The following is an 8,953-nucleotide window of genomic DNA, read 5'->3' on the forward strand; positions in this document are numbered from 1 at the left end:
CGTGGTACGGTATCACATGTTCGTCCAGGGGCTTCAAACTACGGTTGGCGGTCCGGGGCGCCGATTCCCGCGCTGCGGCGAGGCTCACAGCGAGAGCCGCGACCGGAGCGAGCGCGTCCGCGCCCCGCACTCGGTCCGGTACTCGCAGGGCTCACACCGCGTCTCGTCGTCGAGACGCGGCGGCGGACCGTCGAGGGACTCGACCGTCCGAAGCGCCCGCCGGTAGGCCGCTTTCCGTCCGGTCGTGAGTCGGAGTCGTCTCACCTCTCCGTGGGCCGGGTACTCGACTACGGCCCGCGAGACGGCCGTCTCCCGCTCCCAGGCCAGCGCCTTCGCGGCCGCCGTCGCCCGGACCGAGTGGGGCTCCCAGACGCCCCGCTCGGGCGGCCGACCGGCCGAGACGACGACCGGACGGGGCGGCGACTCCAGCACCTTGTGGGCGATACCGCGGCAGTCCTTGCCCTCCAGCAGGACGTCCCGTCCGGCGGGGTCGACGAGACGCTCCCAGCAATCGAGGCGCGCTCTGGCGCTCCCGAGGTTCGAGCGGTACTGGGTCGGCGTGACGGCTATCGGTTCCTCGGTCAGGTCCGTCCCGGCAGCGAGGAGTTCCGGATACCGGAAGGCGAGTTCCCGGACGGTCTCGACGTCGTCGGGCGGACTGCGGTCGTCGTCGCGGCGGCGGTAGTAGAGCTTCCGCGGACAGTACGCTGCCGTTGCGAGGTCGGTGAACGTCTCCACGGGCCCCCTGGCCGCGGCTCCGTACTTGAACCCTCGCTCGCGTGCTCCCGCCGGCCACCGTCCGCCGGCGAGGGCGTTCGGGGTAGTTCCAGCCGTTGCGGCACCACGTCACCCGTACGCTGGACACTACCACCGACGTCGGTGGCAGTGCCGGGACGCGTCCCCGCGGCACCGACGGGGCTTTTGTGACGCCCGTCCCTCGATCCGGTATGCCCGAGCGGAACGTCCTCGGCGACCCCCTCGAACCGTGCAGCACCGACCCGATGACCGGCTTCCAGCGGGACGGCCGCTGTTCGTGTCACGACGGCGACCGCGGCCGGCACGAACTCTGTGCGGTGATGACCGACGAGTTCCTCGCGTTCGGGGCCGAGCGCGGCAACGACCTCACGACGCCGCGACCGCAACTGGAGTTTCCGGGTCTCGAACCCGGCGACCGCTGGTGTGTCTGCGTCCCGCGGTGGGTCGAGGCGCTGGAGGCCGTCCGTAGTCGGCAGGTCCCCGAGACCACGGTCCCGCCGGTGGTGCTTTCGGCGACCAACGAGGCGGTACTGGAGACGGTGCCGCTGGAGACGCTGAAACGGCACGCCTACGAGTGACTAGCCCTCGACGTCGCCGGACGGTTCCGGTTCCGGTTCGGTGACGTACGCCAGCAGGTCGTCGTCGTCGACCTCCAGCCCCTGCCGGCGGAAGAAGGCGGCGACGTTGTGACAGTCCCGCTCCAGGAACTCGCGGCTGTTGGGGTGGTGGACGGTGACGGCCTGTCCCAGGTCGAGCAGGCAGAGTTCCCCCTCGTGGACGACGATGTTGTACTCCGAGAGGTCGCCGTGGACCAGCCCCGCCCGGTAGAGCCGGCGGGCGTACTCCCTGACCACCTCGTAGGCCGTCTCGGGGTTCTCGACGCGGACCTCGTTGAGCCGCTTCGCGCGGTCGTCCTCGCCGCCCAGGTACTCCATCACGAGGACGTTCCGCTCGACGGCGATTGGTTCGGGCACCCGGACGCCCGCCTTCCGGGCGCGCTTGAGGTTGGCGAACTCCTTTTTCGTCCACGCGACGACGACCTTCTTCTTGTCGGAGCCGATGCCCTCGAATCGGGGGTCGCCGTCGAGGTACTCCCGCATCTGCTTGAAGTCCGAGGCGTTGATGCGGTAGATCTTCACCGCCACCTCGCCGTCGGGTCCCAGCGCGGTGTAGACGTTGGCCTCCTTGCCCGTCGAGAGCGGGCCGCCGAAGGCGTCGACGTAGCCGTCCTGGACGAGTTTGTACAGCGCCCCCAGCGTCGCGTCGTCGAACACCGAGTCGGTGACCTTGAACTGCTCGGTGTTCTGGATCCGTTTCCGGAACTCGAGGAACTCCCGGTCCTGCCGGCGGGCGATGCGGTCGGCCTCCGTGTCGGCGACGTCGAGTTCCTCCCACTCGTCGCCGGCCGCCGCGTCGTCCTCGACCTCGAGCAGGCCGTACTCCTCGGTCATCGGTTCGGGCTACAGGGCGCCGACGGAAAGCGTCACCGGTCGTTCGAGAAGAGCGGGGGGCGGACGCGGACGGGACTCAGACGCTGTCCTGGATGTGGCCTTCCTCGCGGAGCTGGTCGGCCTCCTGTTTGTCGTAGCGCCAGGCGATGTCGGCCTTCTCGTCCTGCCAGTCCCACGGCTCGACGAGGACGACGTCGTCCTCCCGTATCCAGATGCGTTTCTGCATCCGCCCCGGAATCCGGGCGGTTCGCTCCTTGCCGTCCATGCACCGCACCTTCACCCGGTTGGCACCGAGCATGTTCGTGACGACGGCGAACACCTCGTCGTCGTCGGGCATTCGGAGGTTCTTCCGTCCCTCGTTGTCGCTCATGTCCGACGCTTGGAAAGGGAGGCCTTTAACTGCTGTGCAGACCGTCTGGCGACGGCTCGGTCCCACCGACCCGCTCCCGACCGACGCGCGCCAACCCCCGCTCGGAGCCGAAATCACGTTGAAAGAGCAAATGTTGCTGGTACTCGCTCGGCGACCGTTTCCCTCAAATAACCCCGGGGCCTGCCAACCGCGGTGTGTTAAAATACGGTGGCAAGTGTTAAAGGGATGGAAGGGCAGTCTCCGCGCGTCATGAGCACGGCTGACACCGAACAGGAGTCGGAGACGATGCGCGCCGTCGTCTTCCAGGAACCCCAGGAGAAGATGGAGGTAGAGGAGGTCGACCGCCCGGAACCGGACGCCGACGGCATCGTCGTCGAGACGGAGGCCTGCGGTATCTGTCGGTCTGACTGGCACGCCTGGCAGGGCGACTGGGACTGGGTGGGGGTCATGCCCACGCCCGGCCTCATCTTCGGGCACGAACCCGTCGGTATCGTCAAGGAGGTCGGCGAGGACGTCGAGAACTTCAGCGAGGGCGACCGCGTCTGCGTTCCCTTCAACCTCAGCGACGGCACTTGCCGGTACTGCAAGCAGGGTCGCGCCAACATCTGCGAGCGCGTCATCCCGCTTGGCTTCGTCTCCTTCCAGCCCGGCGCCTTCGCCGAGGAGTTCCCCGTCCGCAACGCCGACCACAACGTCATCAAACTCCCCGACAACGTCGACCCCGTCGACGTGGCCGGCCTGGGCTGTCGGTTCGCCACCGCCTTCCACGGGCTGGTCCACCGCGTCGACGTGACCGCCGGCGACTGGGTAGCCGTCCACGGCTGCGGCGGCGTTGGCCTCTCGGCGGTCCACATCGCCGACGCCCTCGGCGCCAACGTCATCGCCGTCGACCTCGGCGAGGACAAACTCGACAAGGCCGAGGAACTCGGCGCCGACGAGACCGTCAACGTCACCGAGGTCCAGGACGTCCCGCAGGCCGTCAAGGGCCACACGCCGTCCAGCCGCGGCGTCGAGGTCAGCGTCGACGCGCTGGGCGTCGCCGAGACCTGCCGCAACTCCGTGAACTCGCTGGCCAAGGGCGGCCAGAACCTCCAGATCGGCCTCACCACCAGCGAGGAGGAGGGCGAGGTCTCCCTGCCCGTCGACACCATCGTCATGGACGAACGCGAGTTCATCGGCTCCTTCGGCATGCCGCCCCACGAGTACGAGGAGATCTTCTCGATGATGGAGCAGGACAAGATCGACCCCGGCAAGATCGTCTCCGAGACCGTCGCGCTGGACGACGTCCCCGACGTCATCGCCTCGATGGACGACTACGACACCGTCGGCATCCCCGTCTGCGACGAGTTCTAGACACCCACTTTTTACACGGCCGCTCGCCGGTGGCGAGCGGCCGGCAAAAACGTGGGGAAAATATGCGCGCGACCTTCCAGCCGCGCCCTCCGGGCGCGTTAGTCAGGTTGCGCTACGGCACCTCACTTCGTTCGGCGCCGCGAACCGCTCGGCGCTTCGCGCCTCGCGGATGCTGGCGGCTTCCCGACTATCGGTTTCCAGTGAGAACGAATACGGTCCCTTTTACTTCCCGGCCGACACTGCTGGCGTATGGACACGGAAGTCGCACGGAAGACCCTCGGAGACACCGGAATCGTCGGTCTCGCGTCGCTCGTCGTCGGCTTCGTCATCCTCGGCCGGGAGAACCGACGGGCCGCCGTCGGCGCGCTGGCGCTCGTCGTCGGCTACGCCCTCGTCGGGCACGGCCTCATGGAGTCGTTCCTCAGGTCGATGGGCATGGAGTACGAGGACCTCTTCTAGTCGCGCTGGAGGACGTAGACGAGGAGGACCAGCAGGCCGCCGACCGGCGTCGCGACGATGGCGGCCAGGCCCGCCACCACCGCCCACAGCGCGCCGTTCTCCTCGCCGCGCCGCTCGGCGTCCGTGTAGATGTAGTACGCCAGCACGAACGGGACGACGAGCGACAGGACGAAGAGGAGGAGGACTATCAACAACTCGGGACCGCCGGGGATGCCGAACTGGAGGGGCAGCATGACAGAACCTGCGACCGGCGTCGACAAAAAGGTCGCCCTCAGTCGGGGTCCCGCGCCCGGTGTTCGCTGATGAGGCGGTCCAGTTCCTCCTCCTTCCGCTCGCGGCGCCGTTCTTCGGCGCGGGCCTCCCAGTCGTCGACGACCGCCTCGACGTCCGACTCCCTCGTGACCGCGAGTTCGTCGACCTCCTGGATGGCCACGTCGTCGGCCGGTCCGACCGGAACCTCGTTCTCGAAGAGCACCCGGTCGGCCTGCTCGGAGAGCCCGCCCTCCCGGAGGACGACCCGCGGCTCCTTCTCGACCAGGAGTTCGGCCGTCGAGCGCCCGGCGCCGCTGGCGTCCCGCAGGTAGACGATGTCGCCCGGCGCGATGCCGTAGGCCGCCTCGGCGGTCTCGATGGCGTCGGTCGTGAACTGCTCGATCGGCTTGACCGGCACGAGGTCGCTCTTGGCCTCGGCGACGTCCGCGAAGTTCGAGTGGTCGAGCTTCCACAGCTCCTTGAGCCGTTCCAGTTTCGCGTCCAGTTCCTCGTTTTCCTCCTCGGCTTCGGAGAGTTCCCGCTTCAGCCGCTCGTTCTCGCGTTCGAGGCGAGTCACCTCGCGGCGCTCCCGGGCCTCCTTGCGTTCCTCGCGGCGGGCCTCCGAGAGCTCCTCCTCCAGTTCGGCGACCCGCTCGTCCTTCCGCTCGATGGTCTCCTCGAGGTCCTCGATGTGGCCCTCCAGCCGGCCGACGCGGGCCTCCAGCCGCTTTATCTTCTTCTCCTCGGCGGTCAGCTCCCGGGGGTCGTGTTCGGTCGACTCCGTCTCGCCGTCGTCCTCGTCGGTCAACTCCTCGACGACGCTCTCGACGCTCTCCTCGCCGCCGACGACGCGGGCGATGACCTCCCCGCGGTCCAGTTCGGGGGGCGTCTTGGCCGCGACCCGCTCGAACTGCTCGGCGTGGTCGTCGAAGGCGAAAAGCGCCGCAGCCAGGGCGTCCCGCTCGTGGTCGTTGTCGTACGGCTCCTCGCGGGTCCGGTGGAGCTTCTCGTCGACCGGCAGGTCCCGCTCGGGAATCCAACCGCCGGCGTCGAAACTCCGCCGTATCTTCTCGACGGTGTCGGGCATCGGCTCGACGTCGGCCGCCACGAGCACCGGCCGGCCGTGCTCGATTATCCACTCGATGACCTCGGCGGTGTCGGCGGTCCGCGTCGAGTGGACGTCCAGGGGCGACCCGTCGAGGTCCAGGAGTGCGACCGCCGTCGTCGTCCCGGGGTCGATGCCGACGACGACGTGGTCGCGCCGGGTCGCCAGCGGGCGGTACTCGATGCCGTCGCGCCGCTCGCGCTCGATTTCGACGCGGACGTCGCCCGACCGGCGCGCCGAGACCGGAATCTCGGCCGGCGTCGCCTCGACCTCGAATATCGCCCGCGAGAAGCCGCCGTACTTCTCGGTGACCTCTCGCTCGAACTCGAGGCCGGCATCGTCGAGTTCGGACTCGACCTCGCGTGCGGCCCGCTTGACCGAACCGTGGATGCGTCGGGTGAAGCGGTCCTCGCTCCACCCGCCGCCGCCACCCGTCGAGCGGCCCCGGGCGACCTTCACCTCCGTCGTGTCCGTGAAGGCCGACACCTCGTAGCCGACGTTGTGCGCCGCCAGGCGAGCGGCCGCCTCCGCCTCCTGCATCGCCGGCTTCCCGTAGGGGACGCCGTGGCGGGCGGCGACCCGCGAGAGGGGTTCGGGTCGCTCGTCGCCCGTCACCTGCACCAGTTTCGTCCCGGTCGGCAACTCCCGGAGGAAGGCCACGAGCGCGCCCTTGTCCTCGGCGAGTTCGTACGTGTTGTCCGTCGCCACGATGGCCGGCTCCTCGTTTCGGATCAGCCGGAGCAGTTTGCGCCGGCTGACGACGTCGCGCTCGATGTCGTCGCCGTCGACGACCACCAGGGCGTAGGAGGGCGCGTCGCCCCGGACGTCGCCGCTCTGGACGTCGACGCCGAAGATGACCGAATCGAGGGCGCTCGTGCGCGTGCTCACGGTCCCTGATAGGGCTCGGTCGAGTATAAACTCCGTGCCGGGACCGCCGCCGGGAGCCGTCGCCGCCCGCACGGGGGTTCGATTTTTCACCCCCCGCGACAACCGTCTAGCGATGGCACGCTACTTCGAGGACCTCGAGGTCGGCGACGTGTACGAACTCGACGGTCGCTACGACGTCACGAGAGAGGAGATAAAGGAGTTCGCCGAGCAGTACGATCCACAGCCGTTCCACCTCGACGAGGCGGCCGCCGAGGAGTCCATCTTCGGCTCCTTGGCCGCCTCGGGGTGGCACACCGCCTCGGCGTGCATGCGCCTGCTCGTCGACGGCTTCCTCGACCCCGAGACGTCGATGGGCGCCAGCGGCGTCGAGGAACTTCGGTGGCTCCAGCCGGTCCACCCCGGCGACACGCTCCGCGTCGAGGTCGAGGTCCTCGAGAAGCGGCCCTCCGAGAGCCGCCCCGAGATGGGTCACGTCCGAACGAAACTGACCGGCTTCGATCAGAACGACGACCCCGTCATCGAGTGGAAGGCCTCCGGGATGTACCGCCGGCGCGACCCGGGAGCGTAGCGGCGGCCGGCCCCCGCATCACTCCAGGGCCGCGCGGTACTGCGCGAGGGCGTCCTCGGCGACCTCGCCGTCGAAGGCGACCGTGCCGTCGACCAGCACCGTCACGCGGTCGAAGGCCTCGCCGAAGGCCTCGACGTTGTGCGTCGAGACGACGACACACCTGTCGTCGCCGGGGTACTCGGCGAGAAACGAGACGATGCGCCGCCGGGAGTGGTCGTCGACGTCGGTCAGCGGTTCGTCCAGGAGGAGGTAGGTCGGCCGCTTGACCATCGCCAGCGCCAAATCGAGTTTCGTCCGGAAACCGCCCGAGAGGTCGCTCGCGGTCCGGTGGGCGGCCGGTTCGAGCCGCAGCTCCTCCAGGAGCGTCTCGGTCCACGACTCCGGCGGCGGGTCGGCGGCGAACGAACGGAACACCGAGAGGTTCTCCCGGACGGTGAGGTCGGGGTAGAACCGCGGCGTCTGGAAGCCGACGCCGACGGGGACGTCGGGCCGGTCGATCCGGCCGTCGGTCGGCCTGGCCAGGCCCGACAGCAGGTGAAACAGCGTCGTCTTCCCGGAGCCGTTGGGCCCGACGAGGCCGTGGACGGTCCCCGGCCGCACGGCGACCGACACCGACGAGAGGGCGGTCACCGCGTCGTAGCGCTTCGTGACCCCCTCGACGACGAACTCCGCGTCACTCATGGACCCCACCCCGCTCGTAGTGTCTGATGGCGACCGCGAGCAGCACGAGTGCGCCGACGGCCGCCGCCGCCATCCAGGTCAGGTACTCCGAGTAGAAGGACAGCGATTCCCCGCGCAGCATCGTCCCGCGAAGCGTCACCAGCGAGTAGTGGGTCGGCAGCGACCGGGAGATGCCTTTCCGGACCGCCGAGTAGAAGCCGACGGGGTAGACCAGCCCCGACAGCGTCAGCACGCCGACCGAGACGCCGAGGTTGACGAACACCGCCGCCTGGCGGAGGCGCAGGAAGAAAAGCACCGCCAGTCCCGCGGCCGCCATGTAGAGGAAGGACAGTCCGAGCACCGCGAGCGTCTCGACGCCCAGCGCGCCGAAGCCGTAGCCGTAGTAGCGGGCCGCCGCCGAGGCCGTCGCCGCCGGCACGACCACGAGGGCGCCGTAGAACAGCAGTTTGCTGGCGACGACGGTCTCCAGACGCGTCTCGGTCCGGAGTCGGTCCATCACGCGGCGTTCCTCCCGGACCTGGTAGGGCAGGTACACGAGCGCGTAGAGGACGACCAGCGCGAACAGCGCCGACGGCAGCATGAACTCCGAGAGCGTTCGCTCGGTGCCGACCGACTCCCGTTCGAGCGTGACGGTCGCGGGGAAGACGCTGTCGAACCGCGACTGCAGCAGGTCGAAGGTCAACGCGGCGGGGTCCGACAGCGGCGCGTTCGTCCGGTCGGTGACGACGGTCACCGTCGCCTCGGCGTCGTCGTCGGTGAGGTCCGGCGGGACGACGAACGTCAGGTACACCTCCTCGCGCTCCATCGCCCGGACCGCGGCCGCCCGGCTGTCGTACTCGACGGGCGTCGAGAAGAAGCCCACCGCGCCGCGGACGAGCCGCACGTCCGACTCCGAGGTCGTATCGTCGGCGGGCGCGACCGCGACCGGGATGTCCTGGGGGATGGTCTGCTGGTAGACGGAGGTGCCGGCCGCGAGCGCCGCCGGCACGACGACCAGCAGGACGACGAACAGCCCGAGGTTCCGCCGGACGGTGATGGCCTCCTTCCGGAGGAGTGCGATGGGGTCCACG

General features: G+C 69.2%; 11 protein-coding genes. 4 read left to right on the plus strand and 7 right to left on the minus strand.

Features of this window, described 5'->3' with window-relative positions:
• Positions 1-84: 84 nt before the first annotated feature.
• Positions 85-738 carry a CRISPR-associated protein Cas4 gene (locus NLF94_RS02655; protein WP_254839909.1) on the minus strand — a complete coding sequence of 218 codons (654 nt, stop codon included), beginning with the start codon at positions 736-738 and terminating at the stop codon, positions 85-87.
• Between the two features lie 209 nt (positions 739-947).
• Here NLF94_RS02655 and NLF94_RS02660 point away from each other — a divergent pair, with 209 nt between their 5' ends.
• A complete protein-coding gene (locus NLF94_RS02660; protein ID WP_254839910.1) occupies positions 948-1,334 on the plus strand; it encodes a DUF2237 family protein in 387 nt (128 codons plus the stop codon).
• On the opposite strand, the gene rio1 is transcribed toward NLF94_RS02660, so the two are convergent.
• Together rio1 and eif1A are read right to left on the minus strand one after the other, a co-directional pair.
• The gene (rio1, locus tag NLF94_RS02665) at positions 1,335-2,207 is read right to left on the minus strand and encodes a serine/threonine-protein kinase Rio1 (protein WP_254839911.1); all 873 of its coding nucleotides are present in this window, start codon (positions 2,205-2,207) and stop codon (positions 1,335-1,337) included.
• 76 nt (positions 2,208-2,283) lie between these two features.
• The gene (eif1A, locus tag NLF94_RS02670) at positions 2,284-2,577 is read right to left on the minus strand and encodes a translation initiation factor eIF-1A (RefSeq protein ID WP_254839912.1); all 294 of its coding nucleotides are present in this window, start codon (positions 2,575-2,577) and stop codon (positions 2,284-2,286) included.
• A gap of 285 nt (positions 2,578-2,862) precedes the next feature.
• On the opposite strand from eif1A, the gene NLF94_RS02675 reads away from it, so the two are divergent.
• Together NLF94_RS02675 and NLF94_RS02680 are read left to right on the plus strand one after the other, a co-directional pair.
• Complete coding sequence (locus tag NLF94_RS02675) at positions 2,863-3,930, plus strand: zinc-dependent alcohol dehydrogenase family protein (protein WP_254841393.1); 1,068 nt, start codon at positions 2,863-2,865, stop codon at positions 3,928-3,930.
• A 249-nt stretch (positions 3,931-4,179) separates the two neighbouring features.
• Positions 4,180-4,389 (plus strand): DUF7470 family protein, encoded by a 210-nt coding sequence (locus NLF94_RS02680; RefSeq protein WP_254839913.1) that lies wholly within the window; start codon positions 4,180-4,182, stop codon positions 4,387-4,389.
• On the opposite strand, the gene NLF94_RS02685 is transcribed toward NLF94_RS02680, so the two are convergent.
• Together NLF94_RS02685 and NLF94_RS02690 are read right to left on the minus strand one after the other, a co-directional pair.
• Positions 4,386-4,622 carry a hypothetical protein gene (locus tag NLF94_RS02685; protein WP_254839914.1) on the minus strand — a complete coding sequence of 79 codons (237 nt, stop codon included), beginning with the start codon at positions 4,620-4,622 and terminating at the stop codon, positions 4,386-4,388. The genes NLF94_RS02680 and NLF94_RS02685 overlap by 4 nt on opposite strands.
• A 38-nt stretch (positions 4,623-4,660) precedes the next feature.
• Positions 4,661-6,634: a DUF460 domain-containing protein gene (locus NLF94_RS02690; protein WP_254839915.1), complete on the minus strand. Its 1,974-nt coding sequence runs from the start codon at positions 6,632-6,634 to the stop codon at positions 4,661-4,663.
• Positions 6,635-6,746: 112 nt separating this feature from the next.
• Here NLF94_RS02690 and NLF94_RS02695 point away from each other — a divergent pair, with 112 nt between their 5' ends.
• A complete protein-coding gene (locus NLF94_RS02695) occupies positions 6,747-7,202 on the plus strand; it encodes a MaoC family dehydratase (RefSeq protein WP_254839916.1) in 456 nt (151 codons plus the stop codon).
• Between the two features lie 18 nt (positions 7,203-7,220).
• On the opposite strand, the gene NLF94_RS02700 is transcribed toward NLF94_RS02695, so the two are convergent.
• Both NLF94_RS02700 and NLF94_RS02705 read right to left on the minus strand, forming a co-directional pair.
• Positions 7,221-7,883 (minus strand): ABC transporter ATP-binding protein, encoded by a 663-nt coding sequence (locus NLF94_RS02700; protein WP_254839917.1) that lies wholly within the window; start codon positions 7,881-7,883, stop codon positions 7,221-7,223.
• On the minus strand, positions 7,876-8,952 hold the full coding sequence (locus NLF94_RS02705) for an ABC transporter permease (RefSeq protein ID WP_254839918.1): 1,077 nt from the start codon (positions 8,950-8,952) through the stop codon (positions 7,876-7,878). Before NLF94_RS02705 ends, NLF94_RS02700 begins: the two co-directional genes overlap by 8 nt.
• Position 8,953: the final 1 nt, after the last annotated feature.

This window comes from Natronomonas marina (assembly GCF_024298905.1).
Taxonomy (GTDB): Archaea; Halobacteriota; Halobacteria; order Halobacteriales; family Haloarculaceae; genus Natronomonas; species Natronomonas marina.

Excerpts from the sequence above, each read along its gene's own strand:
- NLF94_RS02660 (WP_254839910.1), top strand. The coding sequence starts at position 948 with ATGCCCGAGCGGAACGTCCTCGGCGACCCCCTCGAACCGTGCAGCACC.
- rio1 (WP_254839911.1), bottom strand. The coding sequence starts at position 2,207 with ATGACCGAGGAGTACGGCCTGCTCGAGGTCGAGGACGACGCGGCGGCC.
- eif1A (WP_254839912.1), bottom strand. The coding sequence starts at position 2,577 with ATGAGCGACAACGAGGGACGGAAGAACCTCCGAATGCCCGACGACGAC.
- NLF94_RS02675 (WP_254841393.1), top strand. The coding sequence starts at position 2,863 with ATGCGCGCCGTCGTCTTCCAGGAACCCCAGGAGAAGATGGAGGTAGAG.
- NLF94_RS02680 (WP_254839913.1), top strand. The coding sequence starts at position 4,180 with ATGGACACGGAAGTCGCACGGAAGACCCTCGGAGACACCGGAATCGTC.
- NLF94_RS02685 (WP_254839914.1), bottom strand. The coding sequence starts at position 4,622 with ATGCTGCCCCTCCAGTTCGGCATCCCCGGCGGTCCCGAGTTGTTGATA.
- NLF94_RS02695 (WP_254839916.1), top strand. The coding sequence starts at position 6,747 with ATGGCACGCTACTTCGAGGACCTCGAGGTCGGCGACGTGTACGAACTC.
- NLF94_RS02700 (WP_254839917.1), bottom strand. The coding sequence starts at position 7,883 with ATGAGTGACGCGGAGTTCGTCGTCGAGGGGGTCACGAAGCGCTACGAC.